We start from the raw sequence: 25,045 nt of genomic DNA, 5'->3' as shown, positions 1-25,045 counted from the left end.
CGCTCGCAACCGGGCGGCCGCCTGAATGTCTTTTTTTGGCGCATCGCTGCTTCATCACGGAGCACAGCCGAAGGCTGCCAAGCCGATGGATTTCGATCGCGGCCACGTATTCATTGGTTTGCAGCCGATTGGCCCAACGCTTGCTAAAAGAAATCCAAACTTGGATACAAGATGGAATCCCCAATGCGCAACGAACAACTCGGCTGGACCCTTGGTGAATGGCAGGCTGCCTACCGCAGCCGGGCACTGACCCCCGACATCCTGTTGACCCTGGCGGATACGTTTCCCGCCGAGGACAACGCCTGGATCAGCCGGGTACAACCCCAGCAGTTGAATGCCCAGTTGGCGCAACTGGCCGAGCGGCTGGCGGCGGTCGACGGCGATATCGACAAGCTGGCGCTGTATGGCGTGCCGTTTGCCATCAAGGACAACATCGATGCGGCGGGCTGGGAAACCACCGCTGCGTGCCCTGAGTTCGCGTATACCGCGGCGGCGGACGCCTCGGTGGTAGCCCGGTTGCGGGCAGCCGGGGCGATCCTGATGGGCAAGACCAACCTCGATCAGTTCGCCACAGGCCTGGTCGGCACTCGTTCGCCCTATGGCGCGGTTGGCAACAGCTTCAACCCGGAATATGTCAGCGGCGGTTCCAGCTCGGGCTCGGCTTCGGTGGTTGCCCGTGGCCTGGTGGCGTTTTCCCTGGGCACCGACACCGCCGGTTCCGGACGGGTGCCGGCGGGCTTCAACAATATCGTGGGGCTCAAACCGACCAAGGGCCGGCTGTCCAATACCGGGTTGGTGCCGGCGTGCCGCACCGTGGACTGTATTTCGGTGTTTGCCCTGACGGTTGAAGATGCCGAGCAGGTGGCAGGCGTGGCCGCCGCTTACGACCCCAGTGACGCGTATTCCCGTGTTAACCCCAACACCGCGCCGGTGGCGGCAGGTGCCACGATCAAACTGGCGGTACCGGCCAGCCTGGAGTTTTTTGGCGACGTGCAGAACCAGGCGGTGTTTGAACAGGCGCTGCTCAGGTTCAAGTCCCTGGGCGCCGAAATCACTCCGGTGGACTTCAGCCCGTTCCAGCAACTCGCCGAGCAGCTGTATTACGGCTCCTGGGTGGCGGAACGCACGGTCGCGCTGGAAGGCATGCTCGCCAGCAACCCCCCCGCGATCAACCCGGTGGTGCGCGGCATTGTCGAGAACGGCCTCAAATACAGCGCCTGCGATGCCTATAAAGCCGAATACCTGCGGGCCGAACTGAGCCGGCGTATCAACGACACCCTCGTCGGTTTCGACGCCTTGCTGGTGCCGACCTCGCCGACGATTCGCACCCTGGCGGAAATGGCCGTGGAGCCGGTGCTCTACAACTCGCAGTTTGGCTTCTACACCAACTTCACCAACCTCGCGGACCTTTCGGCGCTGGCCGTTCCCGCCGGGCTGCGCAGCGATGGCCTGCCATGCGGCATCACCCTGGTCGCACCGGCCTGGCACGATGCGGCGTTGGCGCATCTGGGCAAGCGTTGGCAGGCTGGCCTCGACCTGCCGTTGGGCGCCACCGAACGCGCTCTGCCGCCACCAGCCGTTGCACGACAGGCGCCCGGCAGCGTGCGGGTGGCAGTGGTGGGCGCACACCTCACCGGGATGCCGCTGAATTTCCAACTGACCAGCCGCAATGCCGTATTGGTCGAGCAAACCCTCACCGCCAGCCACTACCGCCTGCATGCGTTGCCGGGCACGGTGCCGCCCAAGCCCGGGCTGGTCAAGGATGACTCGGGCCGTTCGATCATCGTTGAGCTGTGGGACATGCCCATGGCCCGCTTTGGCGAGTTCGTCGCCGAGATCCCGGCGCCGCTGGGCATTGGCAACCTGACCCTGGCGGACGGGCGCAGCGTGAAGGGTTTTATCTGCGAGCCCTGGGCCCTGGCAGGTGCCACCGACATCACCGAGTTCGGCGGCTGGCGCGCTTACATGGCAAGCAGGGCGTAGCCATGCAGCTTTCAACCACGAGAAAGTCCGGCGAACGGCCGGACAGCCTGGCGGAGCGGGTGTACCAGCAGTTGAAGGACGACATCTTCGGCTTTCGCCTGCTGCCGGGGGATCGCTTCAGCGAAGGCGAGGTGGCCGAGCGTATGCAGGCCAGCCGCACGCCGGTGCGCCAGGCGCTTTACCGGCTGGAGCGGGAAGGGTACCTGGAGGTGTTCTTCCGGAGTGGCTGGCAGGTGCGGCCGTTCGACTTCAACTATTTCGAGGAACTGTACGACGTTCGGATCGTGCTGGAGCTGGCGGCCGTCAGCCGCTTGTGTGGCATGGCGGAACAGGGGCTTGAAGGGCTTGAGGCGATTTGGCGGGTGGACAAAAGTGCGCGGCTGGATGACGCCCAGGTCGTCTCGGCACTGGACGAGGCGTTTCACTGCGGGCTGGTGCAGGCCACCGGCAACGCTGAAATGGCGCGGATGCACTACGAGATTACCGAGAAAATCCGCATCATTCGGCGGCTGGATTTCACCCAGCAGTCACGTATTGCAGCGACGTATGAGGAGCACGGGTTGATCCTCGCGGCGATCCTGCAACGGCAAAGCGATCAGGCGCAGCAACTGCTCAAGACCCATATTGAGGTGAGCAAGCAGGAGGTGCGCAAGATCACATTGCATCGGTTGGCGGTGGCAAGGGGATAAGCCCTTCACACTGAAAAATTGGCTGGCCCCAATCCCTGTGGCGAGGGAGCTTGCTCCCGCTGGGCTGCGCAGCAGCCCCATCCAGACACCTCTTTTCGGCAGATAAAATAGGGTGTCCGGTTTTGGGGGCGCTTCGCACCCCAGCGGGAGCAAGCTCCCTCGCCACAGGTGATTCGAGCGTGGCCAAGACTTGCTGCAATTGATTCACCACCGTCTCACTCGCCGCCAGCATCGGCGCGCGCAACTCACTGCCGATCAAACCCTCCATCGCCAACGCGGCCTTCACCGGCGCGGGGTTGGGTTCTACGAACATCGTGTGAATCAACGGCAGTAACCCGAAAAACGTCTCGCGCGCCTCGTCCAGGCGGTTATCCCGAACCTGCCGATGCAGCCTCACAAACGCCTCGGTCCGCACATGCGCCGACGCGGCAATCGCCCCCGTCGCCCCCAGGCACAGTGCATTGAATATCTGCACATCCTCACCACACAGCACATCCACATTCCCGCTGGCCAATAGCGCCAGGGTATTGGCCAGGTTGCCGCCGCAATCCTTGATCGCGACGATCCGCTCATGGGCGACGATGTTCAGCAGCGTCGCCTGTTCGAAGGCAATCCCGGTGCGATAAGGAATGTCATACAGGATAATCGGCACACTGGACGCATCGGCCACGGTGCGGAAGAACGCCTCAAGGCCGGCCTGGGACGGGCGGATATAGCTCGGCGGCGGCACCAGCAAACCGGCCACCGGGCGCTTTAGGATCTCGGCCTGGAACTGCAGCAGCTCGATCTGGTTATACCCCGCCAGGCCCATCACCACCTGCTGCGGTGGCACCAGCTCCAGCACGGCATCCAGCATCGCCAGTTGCTCATGGCGGCTCAGTGCCGCGGCCTCGCCGGTGGTGGTGCAGACCATGATTCCGGCCACGCCCTTTTCCAGCAGATGGCAGACCAGGCGGCGCAGGCCGATGAAGTCGATGGCGCCGTTATGGAACGGTGTCACGACGGGAACCCAGATACCTTGAAACGATGACATGCGCTTTCTCCTGATGGTTGACCGATTGAGTCACCGTCAGAAGGGCAGAGGGAGGTAAGCAAGAGGAGGGGGCCTTCGCGCTCAATGTCCTGTCAGCTCATCTGACGGGACAGCGCGCCCCGGTCACATGAGCGACTGTTTCTTCGATTTGAGGGCGTGCGCAACGCAACCTTGCGCCTTGGCAATCAAGCCAATGACGGAAAAGTTGAAGGTCGTTGCAGACATTGAGGACACACCCTGAAGAAGACGCTCATCTTTATGGATTATTACAGGGTGTGTCAACTCACCGATATCAGTCGCGTTTCAGCCAGTGGCGCACAAAACGCACTACTTCTGCCGACAGCTCGGCATCTTCCGGGGCGCCCATGAAGCCGCCGTGGGGCATGGCTTCAAAAATGTGCAGCTCCACCGGCACCTCGGCCCGTCGCAGCGCACGGTGCAGGCGCACGGCGTTGGACAGGAACAGGTCCCGGGTACCGCTTTGCACCAACGTTGGCGGGAAACCCTGCGCGAAATCCCCGAACAGGGGCGACAGGTACGGGTGAGACAGATCCGCGCCGGCGGCGTACAGCAGGTTGACGCTCATCAGCGGGTTGGGCAGCACCAGGTCGACAGTGCGGTTGACCTGGAAGCTGTCGCCCGACTCGGTCAGGTCCATTTCCGGCGACAGCAACACCAGCGCGGCCGGCAGTGGCAAGCCTTCGTCGCGGGCGCGCAGCGCCAGGGCGGCGGCGAGGTTGCCGCCGGCCGAGCGCCCGCCGATCACGATCTTGTCCGGGGTGTGGAGCGTGAGCACGTGGCGGTAGGTGGCCATGCAGTCATCCAGTGCCGCCGGGTACGGATGGTCCGGTGGCATGCGGTAGTCCACGCCGTAGCAGGTCATGCCGTGCAGGTCGGCGTGTTTGCCGGCAGCAAGGCGCGCGTTTTCGTCGCCGCCAAATACCAGGGCGCCGCCGTGCAGGTCGATATAGGCGAACTCGGCGCCATCGGTGGGCGTCGCCCGGTACACGGTGGCGTCTTCCACGGTGATGGTCTCGACGCGGGCACGCAGGTTGGCCGCCTGACCCACCTGAGCCGCTGCGTACTGCTGGGCAACCGCGGCTTGCATGCGGCGCCAGCCTTCGTGGTCGTCGGCGGCGGGCATGGCGTACAGGCTGTTCACCGGCACGCCATCGGCGTTCACCAGGCGTTGCAAAGTCGCCTGGGCCTCGGGGCTGATGGACTGTGGAACCGGGAGCGTTCGCGGGTCGATCCTTACACCGTTACTCATTATCTGCACCGTCGGGGTTAAAGCGGGAGGGGGTCGAGACGCGAGCGCATTCTTGTCGGTACCGGTACTACACTGCAAGTCCAACCTCCCATCAGGGGAATCGTCATGATGAGCAAAAACACGATTTGTGTTTGGTACGACGGCACTGCACTGGACGCTGCGAACTTCTACGCCAAGACCTTCCCCGACAGCGCCGTGACGGCGGTGCATCACGCGCCCGGGGATTATCCGGCGGGCAAGCAGGGCGACGTGCTGACGGTGGAATTCACGGTTATGGGCATCCCGTGCCTCGGCCTGAACGGCGGCTCCGGCGTGCAACACAACGAGGCCTTCTCGTTCCAGGTGGCCACCGACGACCAGGCGGAAACCGACCGCCTCTGGCACGCGATCATCAGTCATGGCGGCGAGGGAAACGTCTGCGGCTGGTGCCAGGACAAATGGGGCGTGCGGTGGCAGATCACCCCGCGCGTGCTGACGACGGCGATCACCAATCCGGACCGGGCAGCGGCCAAGCGGGCCTTTGACGCGATGATGGGGATGACCAAAATTGATATTGCTGTGATTGAAGCGACGCAGTGAAAGTGGCCGGTGCAATCAATCGGTCACTGTCCGGTCAACCAGGCGAATACTGTTACGCCCGCCACGCTTGGACTCATACAGCGCCGCATCGCCTTGCTCGATCAGCGCAGCCAGGCTGGCGGGCGGCGTGTCGAACAGGCTGGCGCCGATGCTCAGGGTGACCGCTGCGGGTGTGATGAATGCCTGTGAGGCGGCTTGGTAAAACTGCTCACGCAGCGCGGCGCCCAGCTCGATGATTCGCTCGTTCGAGGTGTTTTTAAGCAGGATCACGAACTCGTCGCCGCCCAACCTCGCCCCCAACGCACCCTCGGGCACCTGCGCGCGAATCATCTCGCTCAACGCCACCAGCAGGCGGTCGCCTGCGGTATGGCCGTACAGGTCGTTGACCAGTTTGAAATTGTCGATATCGATCAGCAGCAAGGCGCCTGGCCGGGCGGGTGAGACCTCGTTCAAGAGGCCCGGCGCCCGCAGTTCCAGGGCGCGGCGGTTGTACAGGGCGGTCAATGGATCCCGGGCGGCCAGGCGTGCAATCTGCTCCTCGCGCCGGTAACGCTCGGTGCCGGTCATCGACAGTGCAATCAGCATGATCGCCATCGCGCCTTCCACCAGCGACACCTGAATGATCTCGCCACGAAACGCCGTCAGGTCGATCAACGTACCAGGCACAACCGCTGACAACGCCTTGGCCAGATAGAACACCCCGTGGGCCAGCAGCACATAACGCAATTGCACCGCGCCAACACTCAGCGACCGGCCGTGGGGGCGCAGCAGGAAACTGGCCCGCAGGGTCGGCACCGCCACCAGCAGCGAGTTGGTCAGCAGCATGGTTTTGGACCACAACTGGCCTTCCGGCAACAGCAGCATCGCAAACCAGGCCACGAAGATCAGGTACCAGGCGCGAGACAGGCGTACCTGGGTGAAACGCGCGACGCCCAGCAGGAACAGCCAGTGGGCAGTGACCAGCAACCCGTTGGCAAACCAGATGCCGATCAATACCAGCCCGCTGGCCCGCAGCAAGGCCAGGGTGCTGCCCACGCTGATGATGGCGAAACCGGCAGTCCAGTACAGCAGCGAAGGCTCGCGGACATTGCGCCACTCGACCGCCAGGTACAGCGCGGCGGCGCCGGCGAGGGCGATAGTGAGGACCAGAATGGTAATGGGGTCGAGCGCCATGGACGGACTGGCCTGCCTGAATTGCGGTGAGAACGCGATTGTATGCGTTTAGGCCGGTTTTCGCAGTGTTCGGCAGGCCCATATCCCCATGAATGCGGCATCTGTCGACAGGTGGATTAGGCTTCTACAGCTACACACAGCACCCTCTTGCGTATGCCTTTGTGTTAGCCATGAATGGCAAACCTGATGCCGCGCAAGAGGAGTTTCAACGCTATTCGCTGCGTCTTTCAGCGGCAGCTCAAAAGAAGCTTCGCCGGTTATTCGTTGATGCTGGCGGTTACCCCGACTAACCCCGCTTGGCCTCCCCAATCAGGATATCCTCGAAAAACGCCCCGATCGGCAGCGTCGGGTGGCACAACTGTATCTCCAACACCCAGACCATCTCGCTCGGTACGATCTCCACTTCCGCCAACTTATCTTGCCCGAACAGCGCATGCGGGAAGTCGGCGATGCGGTGTCCCGCCAGGTTGCGCTCAAGGCGCCAGCCTTTGGCGAAGGCACTGTGCTCGGCGAAGTCATACAGCTGGCGTCCGGTCAGCCCGCGGTGCCAGGCGTCGCGGGTTTCGTCGAACACCTGGTGCAATGCGGTCACGCAGGCCTCATGCAGCGGGTGCCCGCCGAAGACGAAGGTGTCGCCATAATCGCCTTCATAGCCATCCCACACGGGGCCGAGGTCGACCACGGCGATATCGGTGGCCCGCAGTTCGCGGAGCAGGTCGACGCCCTGGCGTGGGGTACGGACGGTGTCGTCGCCAAAACGTATATAGGTGGGGTGCCAGGTGTGAGACGCGCCCATGTCCTGCAATGTCTGGCTGGCCATGTGCAGGGCTTGTGCGGTGGTCATGCCGACTTCCAATTGATCGGCGATGGCGGCCAGGGCCCTTACCGTTTGCTCGCGGGCAGCCAGCATGCCGTCCAGCGAGTAGCGCGGGCCGACTTTTTCCAGCACCGGGTCCAGCGTCTTGAGCGACTCCGCTTGCGGTAAAGCCCCGCTGGGGACGAAGGCCTCGGCGACAAAACGATGGGCCTGCGCACCCGCTGCCAGACAGGTTTCGCGCACCTGGCTGATCATCGCGCCATTGCCGCAGGCGTAGATCTGGCTATCGCTCCAATGGTGGGGCTGTGTCAGGGCGACATGCTGCACACGGGCCTCTGCCGACTGGACGCGGTGCCAGTGAAAACGTGGATGAGCCTGGCTGGCCTGCTCCAGAAACTCAGCGTCGTAGAAGTCCGTCGAGGCTGAGTTACCCCAGTACAAGGTGACCTCGGCATCGCGGGCCAGGGCCGTCAGCAACAAGGGCTTGATCCCGGCATAACCGGTGCCGGTGGCGAACAGCACGACCGGGCGCTCATCTTCGTGTTGCCAGGTGCAGGCGCCCACGGGGCCTTCGAGTTGCACCGCATCACCCACTTGCAGGGCCGGCAGGACGCCTTCGGAAAACCGGCCGCCGCTGACCTGGCGAATATGAAACACCAAGCGGCCTTGGTCCTGTGCGGGCAGATTGGCCACGGAGAAACAGCGGCTGTCGCCATCCTCCAGGCGGAACCTGAGGTACTGACCGGGCCGCACTTCCAGTGGCTGGGCCGTCTGCAACACCAGCTCGACGATATCGGCGCTCAGGGCGCGCTTGCCGATCACCTGGGCGGTGACTTCCAGCGCTGGCGTGTCCAGTGACCAGCCGGGAATCTCCAGGCGCAGGTCGCTGCAGGCATGGCTCTGGCACAGCAACATCTCGTCGGCCGCCAGCGGATAGGAAGGGGCCGGGGCGTCTGGCGCGAGCAGTTTTTGCCGATACTCGCCCGACACCACCTTGACCTTGCACGACCCACAGGCGCCGCGCCGGCAGGAAAAGGGCACGGCGAGACCGCTGGCCAGCATGGCGTCGAGCAGCAAGTGATCGGCGGCTTCGAAGGATTTGCCCGAGGGCAGCAGTTCAACGACATGACGGTTTTGCATAAACACCTCGGGGCAATTGAGCCTCGATTATTGCGTTAGACTAGGACCATAAGAACCTCCAGTTTTGGATACTTCACATGGTCCAGCTCCGCAAATGGCGTCCTCTGCTCAAGCTCGATGGCGCGCAGCCGCAGGCATCCTATAGAAAGATCATCGAGGGCCTGGTGAGCGCGATTGCCGAGGGCCGGCTGCGCCCTGGCACGCTGTTGCCGGGGACCCGGGAGATGGCCCAACTGCTGGATGTCAATCGCAAGACGGTGATCCTTGCCTACGAGGAGGGCGTGACCAAAGGCTGGCTGGTCAGCATTCAACGTCGCGGTACTTTCGTCAGTACGCAACTGGCGCAAGGCACGGTAGCGGCTCCCCGCGCGGCAAAGTCGTTTGCCCTGGCGCTGCGGGAGACGCCGGCTGCGGCCTATTTCACCCCGGGCGCGCAAGTGATCGCACTGCAACAGCGGCCGGGTGCGCTGTTTTTCGACAATGGCGCCTGTGACCATCGCTTGCTGCCCCAAGCCGTGCTGCATCGCTACTACCGCAATGCCTTGCGCAACAGCTTTACTACCAACACCGTGCGACATGGCAGCGAGAGCAGCAGCCACTACCTGCGCAACGCCCTGGCCGAGATGCTGCGCCACAATCGCGGCCTGACGGTCGACGCGCAGCAGATCTGCCTGACCCAAGGCGTGCAGATGTCGCTGTATCTGACGGCCAGCGTACTGATCAAGCCCGGTGATGTGGTGGTGGTCGAACGCCTGAGCTACCCGCCTGCCTGGGAGATCTTCCGCCAGTTGGGCGCGCAACTGGTCACCGTGGACCTGGACGACGAAGGTTGCCGGGTCGATCAGCTCGCCGAGCTGTGCCGGGTGCACAACGTGCGCATGATGTATGTCACGCCCCATCACCAGTTTCCTACCACCGTCAGCCTGCGTGCGGGGCGTCGCCAGCAACTCCTGGAACTGGCCCGGCTGCATGATTTCTGCATCATCGAGGAAGATTACGACCACGAGTACCACTTTGCCGGACGCCCCTATCTGCCCCTGGCCAGCGACAGCGCGCAGCGCCACGTGATCTACATCGGCTCGCTGTCCAAGTCCCTGGGCAGCACCTTCCGTTGCAGCTACATCGTTGCACCGTCGAATGTCATCGAAGTGCTCGAGCGCAAGGCGGCGGTGAGCCTGGGGCAGGGCGATGCAGTGATGCAGCGGATGCTCGCGGACTTGATCAACGATGGCGAGCTGAAGAAGCACCTGCGTCGGGTGTCCAAAGAGTACCGTCGGCGCCGGGAAACCCTGCTTGGTTGCCTGCTGGAGGCGTTTGGCGAGCAGATATCCGTGCAGGAGCCGGAGGGCGGGCTGGCGTTGTGGGTGAGGTTTGCCGACTCAATCGACGTCGATCGACTGACTGAAAAAGCGCTGGAGCTGGACCTGGTGGTGCGCGGCGGTCGGCTGTTTTCGCCGTTTGACCAACCTGAGAATGCGCTGCGTTTGGGGTTTGCCTCGCTCAACCAGGAGGAAATCCGTATTGCTGTGCAGCGCTTGGCTCAGGCAGCGTGGGCGTTGAGGCGGTGAGTACAGCACCTTGCTCCATTGCCTACAGTTGCGTCAGAATCCGCCGGCTTGTGCGCTTGGGGATGGGTCTCTAAGGTTGCCCGGTCGCTGAAACCTCAGTGATCGGGTTTAGTAGCCCGAAGTATTCTTGGCATGTGCATGAGCATCATCTGTCAGACGTCTTCGTCTGTGCTTAATGGTGGCTGTGTGCAGGGCGCCTTCGGGCGCGCCGGTTTTGTCTGGAATATCCGGTCTACTAACCTGCACACAGCTGCCACCTCTCGTTTAGTAGCGAAAAGGTGGCGGCCAAAATGGAGCATCCAGACAATGTTCAAAGTAACGCCGAATCCTCCGGGAACTCCCGACCCAAAACTCCACCAGGCCGCCCAGCGCGCCTTGGATCACTACCTCAATCCCTCCGCCAAAACCGCTCCGCCATCGGCAGCACTGTTCAGTGTGGCTGCAGATGCCAGCAGTGAAAGCCTGATTACCAACAGCTATGAAACCTTCTCCTCGGTCAGCGCGTTGCTGCTTGATCTGTCGGAGGCGTTGAGCGGAAAAGATCGTGATGTGGCGTTGGCTATTCATCAGCTCAGCGAGTTGGGGGTGCTGTTGATGGGCAGGCTGATGGATCGGGAGCTGCCTTGTAGCTGACGCCGGAGGAGGTCCGGGTTGTTCAGCCAGCTCAATTGATTAGTCGCTGGGGCGTTGAAGGTCTCTACAGCGCTTCAGCGACATGAGTGCCGGGTTGCTAACTTCAGATGAGTGAGTCGTCGTTGGCGCCGCGATTAATGGCTGCATTCGGCACAGAGTGTGTAAAAACGCGCTGATGCACTGTCGGCGCGCAGCGCTGACGGTTGTTAGCTGAGTAATTGCTCACAACAAGTCCTGCGGATCATCACGAGGGGCTGGGAGCCCCTAGCGCCGCTTCTACCTTGCTGGGTGGCCAAAATACAGATCTTTTCAGGCCGACAGCGCCTTCATTAAACCGCTGGTACCGATAATTTTCATGACTCGTTTCAAGTTGTAGGCGAGGACGTTCAAGCTCATCTCCGCACTTACTCCGTTCAGCTTTCGTGTCAGGAAATGTGTGGCGCCCATCCATTGTTTGAGTGTCCCGAAGGGATGCTCGACCGTACGCTTGCGGACTCGCATCATGTCCGGCGCGTTGCTCAGCCTGTTCTGCATTTCCTCCAATACGGCTTCATGCTCCCATCGCCGAACTCGCCGTTGCTTGCTCGGTGTGCACTCCGATTTCAGCACGCATCCCTGGCAATTAGAACTCCAATAACGGTGCAACTTCAGGCCTTTTTCAACGCTGGAAAAGCGCCAGATCAACGCCTCTCCAGCGGGACAAATGTATTCGTTTTTTACCGCGTCATAGATGAAGGCATCGTTATTGAAACGCCCGTCAGCCTTGGCTCCAGAGGTCATCGGCTTGGGCACATAGACGGTGATGCCTGCATCGTGACAAGCTAGGATTTGTTCGCTTTTGAAGTAACCTCGGTCAGCCACTACCGACAACGTATCTGACGCCATCGCCTCGCGGGCCTGCTTGGCCATCGAGCTGAGCAGATCGCGGTCGGAACCGACGTTGGTCACCTCATGCGCAACGATCAAATGGTGCTGGGTATCGACTGCTGTCTGCACGTTGTAACCGACGATTCCGGTGCCGCGCGTCATCATGGAACGGGCGTCTGGATCGGTCAGTGAGACCTGTTTATCCGTTGATTCGTTGAGCTGAGTTTCAATGACCTGCAACTCTTTCATCTGAGCTTTGAGCTTGTCGATTTTCTCTTGCAGACGAGCAGCCTTGGGCTGAGCGACCGAGGGTTTTTGCCGATCAGTTTCGTCGAGCGTAGTCAGGTACCGATTGATACTTGATTCAATTTCTTCCATCCGCCGTTTCAGCTTGGCGCTGGTGAAATTGCGGTCGCGGTTATTGACGGCCTTGAATTTGCTGCCGTCGATGGCGACCAGATTTTCTTCGAACAGTCCTAGCTGCTGGCACAGCACCACGAACTGGCGGCAGACACCTCGGATGGCCTTGCTGTTGTCTTTTCGGAAGTTGGCGATGGTCTTGAAATCGGGCATCAAACGCCCGGTCAACCACATCAACTCGACGTTGCGTTGGGCTTCTCGTTCAAGACGCCGGCTCGATGGAATGCGGTTCAGATAGCCGTAGATGTAGATCTTCAGCAGGACCGAGGGATGGTAAGCCGGCCGGCCTGTATCAGCAGGTAAGGCGCCCTCGAAACCTAGTTTGACGAGGTCCAGTTCGTCGACAAAAATGTCGACTACGCGCACCGGATTGGCATCTGTGACGTAATCGTCGAGGCTCGCGGGAAGGAAGGTTTCTTGGCCTCGATGTTCACCTTGGATAAAGCGCTTCATGGGCGATCCCTGCGATGAAATCCTCAGAAATCATAGCAGGGCTAAGAGCGGTGTTCTGTTGAGATATTGATGCGTTTTTCAACCGCCTGTAGTTGCCTTTCCGGGTCCCAACCTCTCGGCGACGCTTGAGCTTTGCTACACCAAAGCATTCCTTTAGAGATCCATAATCTCCGCAAGTCAGCATGAGTAGATGTTGCGTCATCATAGCCGAACTGCGTACCGCAGGACGGGCACATGCCAAACGAAGAGCAGCCAACCTCATCGTATGGAGGCTCTTCAAGCCCGGGGTATCCACAAACCGGACAAAGATACGAAACGTTGCTTGCAATCATCCAACCCCCAGATTTCTAGCCTCTAGCCCACGTTGTCGGCGTACCTGCTGATTTCCGGAATCTTATACTGAATCTGAGCAACTGATGTCTGACCTGGGCTGAGTAGGAAAAAACACTAGAGTGGAAGCCGCTAACAAGGGTTTTGACACACTCTGGGCCGAAAGCGGACAGTGGGAAAGGCCTTGATGGAGCCAAAAAAGAAAGAGTTCACCGTTCAGAACGCCACTTCAACAATTTCTTCATTTTTTGATTAAGTCTTACGCGATTTCAACGAATTCCACAAAATTTCGACGAGATATACCATTCGAACAAGCAACCCATTTACCGAATGGTAGTTGCAGGATGGCGTTCTCGTTTTTTGCCAGCCGACTTAATTACTTTTAATAACATGAAGGGGAATATCATGAAACTCAAAAACAAAGTTGCCTTTATTACCGGCGGCACGTCAGGTATCGGCTTGGAAACAGCAAAGCTGTTCCAAGCGGAGGGAGCGAATGTTGTACTGGTTGGTTCGAACGCGGAACGCTTGGAAGTCGCGGGCAACGAGCTCAATGGTAGCGTGTTATTGATTCAAGCTGACCTGCGCAAGGTATCTGACATCGATCGGGCCATTGAAGAAACCCGTGCAAAGTTCGGTCAGATCGACATCGTATTTGCAAATGCTGGTGCCACTACCGTCGCTCCGCTGGCCGCCGTAACGCAGGAGTACATCAACGATAACCTTGCACTGAATTTCACAGGAACATTTTTCACGATCCAAAAGGCAGTCCCTCTGATGAGCGAGGGCGGAAGCATTATCGTTACGACCTCTTTCCTGAACACCATAGGTTTTCCAGGCATGTCGATTCTGGCCGCCACCAAGGCCGCAGCTCGCTCTCTGGTTCGTACCTTAGGCGCTGAATTGGCACCGCTCGGCATTCGTGTCAACGCTGTCAGCCCGGGCGCCATAGCAACCCCTTTTTACAGTAAAATTGGCCTGCCAGAAGAGGTGCTTTCCCAGGTTGCGGCTACTGTTACTGACAAGGTAGCACTTAAGCGTTTCGGAAATCCTGCGGAGCTGGCGAAGACCGTGCTGTTCCTGGCAAGTGATGATTCGTCATACACCACAGGGACCGAAATGGTGGTAGATGGTGGCCTGACGCAGTTTTAGTATGCGGCAGCATCACAACGAAAATGTTCAAGGCCGAACGTCTCGTCCTTGAACTAAAATTTCTTCTGCATATTTTTGGGGCGTCACTTGGACCGATTGGATGCGATGGCAATGCTGGTGTCTTCAGCTGATGAAGGTAGTTTGTCTGCGGCGGCCAGAAAGTTAAACATTCCGGTTGCAACGCTCACGCGAAACGTTAACAACCTTGAAATGCTGGTAGGCACAAAGCTGCTTATAAGAACGACGAGAAAGCTCGCGTTTACCGATGCAGGCCTTGAGTACATTGCAACAGCCAGACGAATATTGGAGGACGTGAGCGAATTGGAAAGGCGTGCCGTGGGTGAGTTTACGACCCCTCGAGGAGAGCTGGTCATCAGCTCGCCAGTACAAGTCGCGCGCCTGCGAGTGCTTCCTGTCATCAACCAGTTCCTCGAACTCTATCCGGAGATTCGAATCCGGTTATTACAGTCTGATCGTATTATTGACCTGGTAGATATGCACGCTGACGTAGCTATTCGGGTCGGGCACTTGCGGGACAGTAGCCTAATCGCTAAACGAGTGGGCTCATTGAGAGTAGTCATGGTAGCAAGCCCGGCTCTCTTGGATAAATATGGTTCGCCCAAAACGCCTGAAGACTTACATGGGTTTCCCTGCATTGTATTTGACAGCCCCAGTCTTTCGCCATGGCGCTATCGCAGTCAGGATAATGGGAAAATCTGTACAGTTGACCTAGTACCCAGGTTGCTTGTCTCCTCACCAGATGCAGCCGTTGATGCAGCCATTAATGGGGTCGGTATTACGTCCGTTCTTGAACACGATGTATATGACGCGATAAAGGCTGGAAAGCTGAAGTATGTTCTTCGAAGTTTTGAAGCTGAACCTGTTCCGGTCCATGTGGTTTTCCTTTCTCGAAATTCAATGCCTGCAAAGTTGCGCAGCTTTATAGATTTTTCTGTGCCTCAGCTTAGGCAATTACTATCGAGGTTTGGCAAATAGAGATAATTGCCCATAAATAAAAAACCCAAGTAAATACTAAAGCCTCTTGGAGTAAAGTGGCGAGCACTCTATTTCAAGGCTGGGCAGGCCATCCAATTTAACTATTCTATGATTAAGTGTTAATCACAACCTGGTGGTTATTTTTTTAATCTGCAAATTGTAATATGGTCCGGCCGCATGGAAGCTGCGATCAGCTGTTACCATTGTCCCTTTCAGTGTGAGATTAAATCAATGAAACCCGATAGTGTCAGTAAGTCGATCAAAAGATTTTTCGCGCAGCAGTGTCATTGTGTAGCTAAACCCGCATTGTTAGCCGTGATTATTGGGCTAGCATTGCAAGCGCCTGCAGAGGCTCAAATATCTATTAGCAGTAAAGCGCTCCCTTTGAACAGTGCCATCATTGCCGCTCAAACGGCAGTAGATACCTGTAAAGCTAACGGCTATGACGTTACCGCGACTGTTGTGGATGTATCTGGCACCCCGCAAGTAATTCTACGGGCTGATCGGGCTGTCATCAGCACTAAAGATAGTAGCTATCGCAAAGCTTACACCGTAGTGACTATGGGCACGATTTTCAACGTAGATACTACAAGTGGTTTTATCGGAGTCATCTCGAAGTTCCCTCCTGTAGTGGCTGAATCGCTTGCCAGTACGCCTAACGTGACAGCGTTACCCGGTGGCGTAGCATTTAGAGTGGATGGCGAAACCATTGCCGGGATTGGCGTCGGGGGTTCACCAGGTGGTGACAAGGATGAAGTCTGTGCCCAGGCGGGCGTGGCCAAGGTGGCGCAGCTTATGAAGAAGTAGTCATCTGTGCTGCGTCAGCAGTAACTACACTGACTTGGCTAACAGAGAAATTACGGCCAGGTGGTTGGTTATCATCTCGCCCGATCTTTAGCAGAGAAATTGCACATCTGCATCGCCTCGGCTTTCCTAGATATGTCGAAGTCAAAAAAAGCAAGCTGAGGCAAGGTTCAATCAGTCCGCTTTTGACCGATTTCGGCCTTTCAAATTGGGCAGAAAACATCGGCCAAAAGCGGCCCTCAGGTGTCTACGAAACTAGGGAGGATTCACTCACGTACGCCGTACGAGTTACCGAAGGTGTTAACTCTGATATCGAAAACCGAGCCTGACCTCACATCAGATTCTCGCTATTTGCTCCCTATCGATCTTGTTGAGCGAAGCTAAGGCATCATAGTGACTCATTTACAGCGCTATAATTTGATCCAATGAATTCCAGGCAACTGATCGGACGTCGGCCGATCAAGCGCTCCAGATCACCGGTAATCTCCTCGAATTCACCTGTATTTACCGCCGCGATCCACTCGTGCAAAAAGTCAGCAACAGGAGCGGGGATGCCATCACCGACTAGCCTTGCGGCGAGCACTTCCTTCGACACGGTCTGATAAGGGACTTTCCTGCCAACGACCTCTGATAATGCCGCTGCTATTTCTCGGAATGAAATCGCTTCGCTGGCACCAAGGGTATAGGTCTTGCCCTCGTGGCCTGTTTGGGTAAGGATCAATGCGTTGGCGTACGCTAGATCTGCTCGTGAAACCAGCGTTGCGCGGCCATCACCTGCGGTAACTTGAACACCGTTGGAGGCCCAGTGTGCTCCCAAAAAGTATGGCAAGGAGTCCTGGTACACACTATTGCGTACTACGGTGTAAGCCAGCCCGCTGTCTACCAAGGCCTGCTCAGTGGCGAGGTCCGATTCGGTCACCATCGAGATCAGGTTGACTGACCCGGTTTTGCGCTGGATCGACGTATAGACGAGGTGGCTGACACCGGCATATTTTGCCGCCTGGATGATATTTAGGTGCTGTGGCAAACGGTCCGTGAACGCAACTGCCGAAACCATCAACACCTTCTCGATGCCTTCGAATGCTGCAATCAGGGACGACTGATCCAGATAGTCGCCGCGCCGAACTTCCACACCTTGCGCCGACAGTGCCTGAACCTTGCCAGGATCTCGGACCATCGCAACCAATTGGTTCGCTTCCGTGATTTGCAGCAGTGCTTTCAGGGTTTGAGAGCCCAATTCGCCAGAGGCGCCTGTCACCAATATCTTGCCCATGATTGACCTTCTGTTAGTGAGTAAAAGGGGTCACACCTGTGCCCAGCCGCCATCAACTGGGATTTCAGCGCCGTTGATGTAGCTGGCTCCGTCGGAGGCCAGGAAGACGGCTACTTTGGCAATCTCATCGGGTTGTCCGACGCGCCCAACCGGGATCAGTTCGGCGAAGAGGCCAAGCATGGCCTCTGCAGCTTCCTTGTCCGGCGCAGCACCCTTGAGGCCGGGGGTTTCAATGGCTCCCGGGCTGATGACGTTCACGCGAATGTTGCGATGCTTAAGGTCGAGCATCCAGCCGCGGGCGAAACTGCGGATAGCGGCCTTGGTGGCGGCATAGATGCTGTTGCCGGGCATGCCTTTGCTGCCGACCAGTGAAGAGACCAATACAATGCTGGCCCCATCACTTAGCAGCGGCAGCAGTTTCTGAACGGTAAACACCATCCCTTTTACATTCACTGCGAACAGACGGTCGAAGGACTCTCCGGTGATCTCGCCAAGAGGTGCGCGCTCAAGAATCCCAGCATTGGCAAACAGGATGTCCAGTCGCCCTGCCTGCTTGCCGACAACCTGCGATACGCGCTCCAAATCAGCATCGTTGGAGACATCCCCCTGAATCGCCACAGCCTGTTCGCCAATCAAGGCAGCGGCATCATCAAGAGCAGCCTGGTTTCTACCGGTAATGAATACCCGAGCACCTTCCCGTGCGAAGCGTTTTGCCGTGGCCAGGCCCAGGCCGGAGCTACCTCCGGTAACCAGCGCTATTTTTCCAACAAGTGTCTGCGTCATGGTTTCATCTCACTAGTAATATAGTGATCACTACATTACGAGCGCTGGCGAGGCTGGTCAAGCTCATAATAGAATGATCGCTAAATTATCAGGAGGGCAGGCGATGGCACGTCCGAGAAAGTTTAACGAGGACGCCGTTCTGGACAAGGCCACAGATATTTTCTGGAGCAAAGGCTACGACGGCACCTCTGTGGCGGAATTGACCAAGACGATGGGCATCAGCGCCCCCAGCCTTTACTTCGCCTTTGGCAGCAAGCGCGGGTTGTTTGATGCCGTGCTTGAACGCTACGACCAACGCAGGCTCGCCCACCGTGACTGGATCCTGGCTGCACCTACAGGCCGCGAGGCCGCCAAGCGAATGCTGATAGGTGCTGTTGAGTGGCTCACCACTGCAGACGAGCCTTTGGGTTGCCTGTTGGTTCAGTCGGGGCTTGCGAACGGCTTGGCTGATTGTGATGTGGCTACAGAGCTCAGTCGTCGACGTAATCGTATAAGAGCCATGTTGCGCGAGCGTTTCGAGCTGGCGCAGCAGCAGGGTGACCTGGCCAGCACACAAGATGCCGACGCACTGGCGCTTTACATCCAGACTGTGTTCGACGGTCTGTGCCTGCAAGCCGCTGCGGGAACTGCGCGACAGCAACTGGAGACTGTTGTGGCCCGCGCATTGATGAGCTGGCCTGTGTAGCCAGGTGCGACTTGAAGCGGAGTGCCAGGTATGAAGCCGCCAGCTGTGCTGGCGGCCAACCCGTTGACTCTGTCTCGACCATATTGACGATGCGTTAACGAATGCCGTCGTTGCGCAAGGCGGTTGGTGTGTATTCTGCCGCGACGGCCTTGAAACCGATGTCCATGCTGTCCTTCTCTTCGTTACGCATCCCGGAGACCAGGTAGCGGCCGTTGATGAGGTCATACAGGGCTTCGACACCCATCCACGGAATCTTCTTGTCGTACAGCGGCGTCATGAAGCCCTCGGCGGTGCGCCACAAGGTATTGCGTGCATCGTAGTGGTCGGCAAGGGCGATTTGCCAGCTGTCCTCATCAAAGTACAAGACGCGTTTTGCATAGACATGACGCTGGTCAGCCTTGAGGTCGGCCTCAACCACCCATACCCGATGCAGTTCATAGCGGGTGATATCGGAGTTGATGTGCCCCGGCTTGATCACGTCGGTGTACTTCAGTGCGGGCGACTCCAGCTGGAAGCTATTGTAGGGGATGTAGATTTCCTTTTTGCCGAGCAGCTTCCAGTCATAGCGGTCCGGTGCGCCGTTGAACATGTCCAAGTTGTCTGCCACCCGTTGGCCGTCCGAGGCCGGGTACGGGCCATCGTAAGCAATCTGTGGGGCGCGTCGCACGCGTCGCTGCCCGGCACTGTAGATCCAGGCCATGCGCGGTTCCTTCACCTGGTCGAGAGTTTCGTGGACCAGCACCACATCGCCGGCCAAACGGGCTGGCGCCGTCACCAGTTGCTTGTAGTAGAACAACACATTGCCCGGATTTTGCGGATCGAAGTCTTTCAACTGGTCGCGATAGGTGAACTGCTGCTTGAAGTACACGGGGTTGAAGGTACCGTCGGCCAATGGTGTGGCCTGGACGTGGGTGCGCCGCACGCTGCCGCCGCGATAGCGGGTGATGTGATTCCAGACCACCTCAAGCCCATTTTGGGGAATAGGGAAGGGCGTGGCGATTTCAAAGTCCGACAGGCCGTTGCCGCCGGATATAAGTGTCGACTTCACTGCGTTCCTGGCGATGGCCTGGTTTACGTTCTCGGGCAGGGCCGCGCTTCGATGGCTGGGGAACACCCGCATGTGGAAGCTGTCGGGGTAGCGCTTGAACAGGGCCAACTGGCCCGGCGTCAGTTTGTCCTGGTACTGGGCGACATTTTGCGGAGTGATGGTGAACAGCGGCTTTTCGGCCGCGAAGGGGTCACTGAGCGCACCATTGGGCCCTGCGCTGCCCGCGTTCTCGGCCAGACCGCCGGTCCATGGGGGAATGCTCCCGTCGGCGTTGCCGGCTTTTTCTGCACCGACGGGCGTCAGGCTGTTGCCCAGCTTCGCCGCTTCACTCGCTGGCACTGCCGCCTGGGTCAGCGTGGCTGTAGCGAGCAGGGTGAGTGTGGTGGCAAATAAGGTCAGAGTTTTCATTGTGTTGGCTCCACTTAAAAGGACACGCCAAAGCTCAGGGCGATGAAGTCGCGGTCGATGTTTACGTTGTAGGCGCCGCCGAAAAAGTCGGTATAGGACAGGCTTGCGGTGTAGGTATTCAGGTAATTGGCATCGATGCCCAGGCTCAGTGCCTTGGAGCCTTCGTTGAAGCCAGGCTCGGGGCCGTAGCCTTTCACGTCATGGGACCAGGCAATATTCGGGTGCAATTCAACGCCCGGAATCACCCCGTTGTAGTCCCAGATGGCGCGCACGCGATAACCCCAAGAGGTGCTGGTGGCGAAACCATCGTTGTTGCAGTTGGAAGGCGTCTGTACATTGGTGGTGTTGGTGCATAGGTTGTTGTTGGGATACAACTCCCCTTGACCGTAGGCAGTACTGCGGCCGTAGCGCAGCCCGCCTTTGCCCTCCAGGCCACCGATATGAGTGAGCCCCACTTCACCGATCAGGGTCAGGCGTTCGGCATTCATGACCTGGTCGAAGAAGTGCGTGGCGGTGACCTGAGCCTGCGTGACTTCCTTGCGTCGATAGCCGGAGACGTCCTGGCCATTGGCCAATGGCGCCGCCCCGGATGACAGCACCGGCGTCAAGGCCGGTACGCCGATGCCGGCGCTGATCAAGTCCACGGGGCTGATCTGCAGCGGCATATTGGGCCGGTAGCTGATCTCGCCTGCCAGAGTGGTGCCACTGGGCAGACTGGTGCTGAAGCTCAGGCCGTACAGGCGGATGTCTTCCGGGTAATCGACATAATACTGCGAGGTGCCCAGGCGGTAGGCCTGAGCCAGGCTCTGGCCGGTGGGGCTGGCGAGGAAACCGCCACAGGCACCTGCCGGTACGCCGACGTTGCCACACAGTTGCGGGGCAAAGCCCAGGTCAGCGGCATGCGCACTGCTGATGGCGCTGACGTAGGGTTGGCGGCTGTGATAGTTGATGAAGTACCCGGCGAACTCACTGTTCAGTTCCGGTGCGAACCAGCGCAGTGCAGCGCCCCACTGGCCGCCGTCGCGAGCGTCACGGTCGCGACCGCGGGGAATCACGATGCCTTCGTTGGAGAGTTGCACGCCAAACGGCGAAAGGGCCGCCCTGGCCGCCGGATTCTGGTCGAGTATCGGCCCCACCGGCAGTCCATTGCAGCCATCGGCGATCACGTCGGTCTGCGAGAAGAAAGTGCCACAGTTATCGATCGCGGTTTTTTGCCATTCCAACTGGTAGAAACCCTCCGCCGATAGGTTGTCGGTGAGATTCTGCGACAGGTAGAACATGTTGACCGGAATCAACCCCTCCTTGATCTCCGAGCCGGGTCGGCGAAAAGAGGTCACGTCCACCGGATTGATGGTGTTGATGCCGCCCTGGATAAAAGTGCTTTCGCCCCAGCTCACCACTTGCTTGCCAAGACGCACGGTGCCGGGCAAGTCTCGGATCAGGTAGTTGTGGTAAATGAAGGCGTCGAGAATCTCGGCGCCGGAAGCTTTCGCACCTTCCTGGCGACCGTGGTCATCGATGTCCTTGAACCGCTGATGTTCATCCTTGAGCGCAAAGTCATACCAGTACTTGCCGCGCACAAATACGCCACTGTCCCCGTATTTGAGTTCAAGGTCGTGGACGCCTTTGAATACCCGGCTAAAGGCGTCGCCTTTCTTGAAGTTGAGCCGGCCGTCGTCGGCGCTGTGGCTGCTGAGCAGTTCCTGCTTCGGGTTCTCCAGGGACCAACTGGAGCCTACCGAGAGGCTGGAGTCGAACTGTCCGTGGATCTCGCCGATATCGAAGTTGATTGCCGATGCGGGCGCACTGGCCAATGCGGCCAGGCCGAAAGCGAGGGGCAGACGAGCCTGTTGCCATGGGGGTTGTTTACGAGTCATTGCGTTCACTACCTCTTGTTGTTTTTGTTGTGCGTTACGCGTCCCTGCACGGTTTTCGAGGCGCAGCAGGTCTCGCAGACCATGGCAAATGCCATAGCCGGTTCTCGGAGCTCAGTTGGTGATGCTCAATGTTCAGGTTGCGGGTGGCAGTGATTGCCTCCTCAACTCAGCAGGCAGTGCTAGCCGAGCCATTCAATTTGGAAGCTGTAGCGCCCGAGCAGGGGCACGAGTTGCTCACGATGGGCGCCAGCGCCAATGTGGGCGACCAGCCCGCGACGCGGGTCTTGCAACACGTTTACGCTGATATCCTGCGCGCCCGCGTTGGCTGCCTCCAGGCGTACGACGTTGGCGATTTCCAGTTGCTGCAGGGCCGGCTTGAAGATCTTGCCGACCGGTGTCACCGGCAAGGCGTCGAGGATCTCGATGCGCTTGGGCACGGCCGAGCGTTCGGAAATGGCCTGGCTGGCAAATGCGAGTAATGTCGACGCTGCGCAGCTGTGCCCTGGCTTGAGCTGGACATACGCCACAGGCACTTCACCAGCGTGGGCATCGGGACAGCCGATGGCGGCCACCAGCGCGACGGCCGGATGCGCCTGCAACGCTTCTTCGATCTGTTTGGGGTCGATGTTATGGCCGCCGCGAATAATCAGCTCCTTCTTGCGCCCGGTGAGCCAAAAATAACCATCGGCATCCTGGCGTCCCAAGTCGCCGGTGTTCAGCCAGCGATGGCCGTCAATATCGATCCACAGGCCTTGATTGTGCTCGGATTGCAGGTAGCCAATAAATACGTTGGGGCCGTGAATACCTATCACCCCGACCTCGTCGATCATCGCATCGCGCAGGTAACTGCCGTGTTCATCCAGAATCACCGCACGCATTTCCTGATAAGGCAGACGCAGGCCAATGGAACCGATTTTGCGTTCGCCCCCCGCGGGGTTGCATGACGAAACGCAGGCACCTTCAGTGAGGCCGTACCCTTCGAGAATAGGAACGCCGATTTGCGCTTCGAAGTCCTTGAACAGCTCTATCGGCATGGGTGCAGCACCACAAAGAGCGCTTTGGAGGCTGCTAAGGTCGTGCTCTTTTATCGATTGTTGCAGCAGCGCGGAATATACGGTGGGCACACCAGAGAAAAAATTGATCTTGAAGTGCTCAACCATCGCCCAGAAATTCTGGATGACCCCGGCCCCGCGGTACCCCTGAGGAGTGCCGATCACCACTTGGTCGCCCTTGGTCCACGGCATCAGGCCGGTGACTAATTGGCCGTTCACATGGAATAACGGCAAGCCGCAGAAAATCACCAGGCCGGGTTCCCGAGGCTCCATGTTGCGAGCCATGGCCCACGCATTGAAAACTTCGGAGCCATGGCTGCGCATGGCAATCTTCGGCAACCCCGTGGTGCCGCCAGTGCAGAAGTAGGAAGACGGATCTTCGGCGCGAATATGCCTGGCGCTGTTCAGGTACTGATGACGCTGTTTCTTCATCAGGTCCCGCAGGTCGGCAATTGCCAGATGCCGGTAGCGTGCTTTTTCCCGTTTGGCCATCCAGCGCAATGCCAACCCTTTAAACGTGCTGACATAGGGCGCCATGCTCACCCAGATCACGTGCTTGACGCTAGGTAACTGGTCCAGTTGCGTAGCTAGCCGTGGCCACAGATCGCTACCAGGCGTCGGTGCCAGGGTGACCACGACTTTGGCGTTGGCGGCCCGCAGCAGGTCGGCCATCTGAGGCGCCTCCAACAACGGATTGACCGCCATGACGATGCCTGTCGCCTCGCCGCCCCAGATGGTGAAATGGGTTTCCGGCAAATTCGGCAAAATAAACGCGATGACGTCGTCTGCGCCCAGGCCGAGTTCGTGGAACGCGTTAGCAGCGCGGGTGATGTCGATCAGCAGCTCGGAGTAGGTCCAATCGTGGGTCTTGCGAAAATTCTGCCCGTCGAGAAAAAAGCGCAGGGCGGGCGCATTCGGGCGCTCTTTCGCACAATTTGCCAAGGCATCATAGGTGCTCGCCGACAGTCCCTGACGACTGAGCGGGGTGCGTTCCAGCGCCTGAATATCGGCCAGGTTTGTGATCGCCATCAGGCTTGCTCCACCACAAGATTACGCTGGGTGCCAAGATCGATCTTGCCATCGGCGCTGCGAATACTGGCTTCGACAAGATCGCCGGCTTTGAGGTACTGCGTGCGGCTCTCCTGTGTTTTCAGAAAGATCTTCCACTTCACCGCATCCGGCAGCAAGGCGCCGATTCGTTGCTTCGCGGGGGAGGGCACGGTAAGCGCGCAGCCGGCTGGCGTGCCGGTGGCGATCAGGTCGCCGGAGTTGAAATCCTGTACACCGGACAGCTCGGTCAAGGTTTCTGCCGGGCCGTACACCAGGTTGGCGGTGCTATCGTTTTGTCGGACCTGCCCATTGACCGTCAGCCGCAGTTGCAGGTTCTTCAAGTAGTGCATGTCGGGCGCTTCGAGCAGGCACAGGTAAGGGCCGACAGGGCCGAAGGTGCGATAGCTTTTACCCTTGTAGAACTGCATTTGCGGAATCTGGATATCGCGAGCCGAATAGTCATTGACCACCACCAGGCCTGCGACGAAGTCGTGCAGGTTGTGGTCGGTGACAGTCACCTTGCCCGTGATGGCGCGTTTGAGCACCAGACCCAACTCGATTTCATAATCGAGGAAGCGTACATGGGCGGGTTTGATCAGCTCACTGTCGGCGGCCACTATGCAACTGGTGGCTTTGGTGAAGATCATGTTGAAGTGCTTGGCGTCAGGGTCCATGCCCGACTCGATCATGTGCTGACGGTAGTTGGCGCCCTGGCAGACGAACTGTTGGTCACGGGTGACGGGCGAAAGCAACTTGACCGCAGACAGGGGGAGATCACCGTCATTCATCCCGGCCAGCTCGGTGACGCTGGTGTTATTGATGAATTCGCCGGTGCTGGCATAGTCACCGGGAATCACGGTGATTCTGCCGGCGTTTATCACGCCCCATTGGGTACGATTCTGATGTTCGAAGTGGACTACATGCACTGCCATGACAGGAGCTCCCGAGGACTCGATCGGCTG

19 protein-coding genes and 1 pseudogene are annotated in these 25,045 nt (G+C 58.8%); 9 read left to right on the top strand and 11 right to left on the bottom strand.

Annotation, left to right across the window (positions count from 1 at the left end; translation table 11 throughout):
* The first annotated feature begins 183 nt into the window (after nt 1-183).
* Complete coding sequence (atzF, locus tag M2400_RS19090) at nt 184-1,983, top strand: allophanate hydrolase (RefSeq protein ID WP_259201350.1); 1,800 nt, start codon at nt 184-186, stop codon at nt 1,981-1,983.
* Nucleotides 1,984-1,985: 2 nt separating this feature from the next.
* Entirely contained in the window at nt 1,986-2,672 is a 687-nt protein-coding gene (locus tag M2400_RS19085; RefSeq protein WP_259227777.1) for a GntR family transcriptional regulator, read from the top strand.
* Nucleotides 2,673-2,856: 184 nt separating this feature from the next.
* Here M2400_RS19085 and dapA read toward each other — a convergent pair.
* A pseudogene (gene dapA / locus M2400_RS19080) lies at nt 2,857-3,705 on the bottom strand (4-hydroxy-tetrahydrodipicolinate synthase); the annotation flags it as partial.
* A 292-nt stretch (nt 3,706-3,997) separates the two neighbouring features.
* Nucleotides 3,998-4,975: an alpha/beta hydrolase gene (locus tag M2400_RS19075; RefSeq protein WP_259197434.1), complete on the bottom strand. Its 978-nt coding sequence runs from the start codon at nt 4,973-4,975 to the stop codon at nt 3,998-4,000.
* A 105-nt stretch (nt 4,976-5,080) separates the two neighbouring features.
* Between M2400_RS19075 and M2400_RS19070 the strand changes: the two genes are divergently transcribed.
* Nucleotides 5,081-5,554, top strand: coding sequence for a VOC family protein (locus M2400_RS19070; protein ID WP_177120996.1), 474 nt, complete (start codon nt 5,081-5,083; stop codon nt 5,552-5,554).
* A 15-nt stretch (nt 5,555-5,569) separates the two neighbouring features.
* Here M2400_RS19070 and M2400_RS19065 read toward each other — a convergent pair whose 3' ends face one another.
* Both M2400_RS19065 and M2400_RS19060 read right to left on the bottom strand, forming a co-directional pair.
* A complete protein-coding gene (locus M2400_RS19065) occupies nt 5,570-6,727 on the bottom strand; it encodes a GGDEF domain-containing protein (RefSeq protein WP_259197433.1) in 1,158 nt (385 codons plus the stop codon).
* 286 nt (nt 6,728-7,013) lie between these two features.
* Nucleotides 7,014-8,684: a M24 family metallopeptidase gene (locus M2400_RS19060; protein ID WP_259197432.1), complete on the bottom strand. Its 1,671-nt coding sequence runs from the start codon at nt 8,682-8,684 to the stop codon at nt 7,014-7,016.
* A 77-nt stretch (nt 8,685-8,761) separates the two neighbouring features.
* On the opposite strand from M2400_RS19060, the gene M2400_RS19055 reads away from it, so the two are divergent.
* A complete protein-coding gene (locus tag M2400_RS19055; RefSeq protein ID WP_259197431.1) occupies nt 8,762-10,252 on the top strand; it encodes a PLP-dependent aminotransferase family protein in 1,491 nt (496 codons plus the stop codon).
* A gap of 306 nt (nt 10,253-10,558) precedes the next feature.
* Nucleotides 10,559-10,885: a DUF6124 family protein gene (locus M2400_RS19050; protein ID WP_177046673.1), complete on the top strand. Its 327-nt coding sequence runs from the start codon at nt 10,559-10,561 to the stop codon at nt 10,883-10,885.
* A gap of 309 nt (nt 10,886-11,194) precedes the next feature.
* Here M2400_RS19050 and M2400_RS19045 read toward each other — a convergent pair whose 3' ends face one another.
* A complete protein-coding gene (locus tag M2400_RS19045; RefSeq protein WP_177048986.1) occupies nt 11,195-12,625 on the bottom strand; it encodes an IS1182 family transposase in 1,431 nt (476 codons plus the stop codon).
* Nucleotides 12,626-13,360: 735 nt separating this feature from the next.
* On the opposite strand from M2400_RS19045, the gene M2400_RS19040 reads away from it, so the two are divergent.
* The 3 genes from M2400_RS19040 to M2400_RS19030 all read left to right on the top strand — a co-directional run bounded on the left by M2400_RS19040 (nt 13,361) and on the right by M2400_RS19030 (nt 15,910).
* The gene (locus tag M2400_RS19040; RefSeq protein ID WP_177044234.1) at nt 13,361-14,107 is read left to right on the top strand and encodes an SDR family oxidoreductase; all 747 of its coding nucleotides are present in this window, start codon (nt 13,361-13,363) and stop codon (nt 14,105-14,107) included.
* An 87-nt stretch (nt 14,108-14,194) separates the two neighbouring features.
* The gene (locus M2400_RS19035) at nt 14,195-15,103 is read left to right on the top strand and encodes a LysR family transcriptional regulator (protein WP_218171957.1); all 909 of its coding nucleotides are present in this window, start codon (nt 14,195-14,197) and stop codon (nt 15,101-15,103) included.
* Between the two features lie 177 nt (nt 15,104-15,280).
* Complete coding sequence (locus tag M2400_RS19030) at nt 15,281-15,910, top strand: heme-binding protein (RefSeq protein ID WP_177044233.1); 630 nt, start codon at nt 15,281-15,283, stop codon at nt 15,908-15,910.
* A 385-nt stretch (nt 15,911-16,295) separates the two neighbouring features.
* Here the strand turns inward: M2400_RS19030 and M2400_RS19025 are convergent, their stop codons facing one another.
* Both M2400_RS19025 and M2400_RS19020 read right to left on the bottom strand, forming a co-directional pair.
* The gene (locus tag M2400_RS19025; protein WP_259197430.1) at nt 16,296-17,180 is read right to left on the bottom strand and encodes an SDR family oxidoreductase; all 885 of its coding nucleotides are present in this window, start codon (nt 17,178-17,180) and stop codon (nt 16,296-16,298) included.
* 30 nt (nt 17,181-17,210) lie between these two features.
* Entirely contained in the window at nt 17,211-17,963 is a 753-nt protein-coding gene (locus M2400_RS19020; RefSeq protein WP_259197429.1) for an SDR family NAD(P)-dependent oxidoreductase, read from the bottom strand.
* A gap of 103 nt (nt 17,964-18,066) precedes the next feature.
* Between M2400_RS19020 and M2400_RS19015 the strand changes: the two genes are divergently transcribed.
* Nucleotides 18,067-18,648 (top strand): TetR/AcrR family transcriptional regulator, encoded by a 582-nt coding sequence (locus M2400_RS19015; protein ID WP_177044230.1) that lies wholly within the window; start codon nt 18,067-18,069, stop codon nt 18,646-18,648.
* Nucleotides 18,649-18,742: 94 nt separating this feature from the next.
* Here the strand turns inward: M2400_RS19015 and M2400_RS19010 are convergent, their stop codons facing one another.
* The 4 genes from M2400_RS19010 to M2400_RS18995 form a co-directional block, all read right to left on the bottom strand.
* Nucleotides 18,743-20,104: a DUF1329 domain-containing protein gene (locus M2400_RS19010; protein WP_259197428.1), complete on the bottom strand. Its 1,362-nt coding sequence runs from the start codon at nt 20,102-20,104 to the stop codon at nt 18,743-18,745.
* A 14-nt stretch (nt 20,105-20,118) separates the two neighbouring features.
* Complete coding sequence (locus M2400_RS19005) at nt 20,119-21,981, bottom strand: DUF1302 domain-containing protein (RefSeq protein ID WP_259197427.1); 1,863 nt, start codon at nt 21,979-21,981, stop codon at nt 20,119-20,121.
* Between the two features lie 179 nt (nt 21,982-22,160).
* On the bottom strand, nt 22,161-24,062 hold the full coding sequence (locus M2400_RS19000) for an acyl-CoA synthetase (protein ID WP_259197426.1): 1,902 nt from the start codon (nt 24,060-24,062) through the stop codon (nt 22,161-22,163).
* A complete protein-coding gene (locus M2400_RS18995) occupies nt 24,062-25,015 on the bottom strand; it encodes a fumarylacetoacetate hydrolase family protein (RefSeq protein WP_259197425.1) in 954 nt (317 codons plus the stop codon). Before M2400_RS18995 ends, M2400_RS19000 begins: the two co-directional genes overlap by 1 nt.
* Nucleotides 25,016-25,045 lie beyond the last annotated feature (30 nt).

The sequence above is a fragment of the Pseudomonas sp. BIGb0558 genome, assembly GCF_024807515.1.
GTDB lineage: Bacteria > Pseudomonadota > Gammaproteobacteria > Pseudomonadales > Pseudomonadaceae > Aquipseudomonas > Aquipseudomonas yamanorum_A.
The sequence above is the reverse complement of the archived record's forward strand: the minus strand, read 5'-3'. Positions and strand labels throughout refer to the sequence as shown.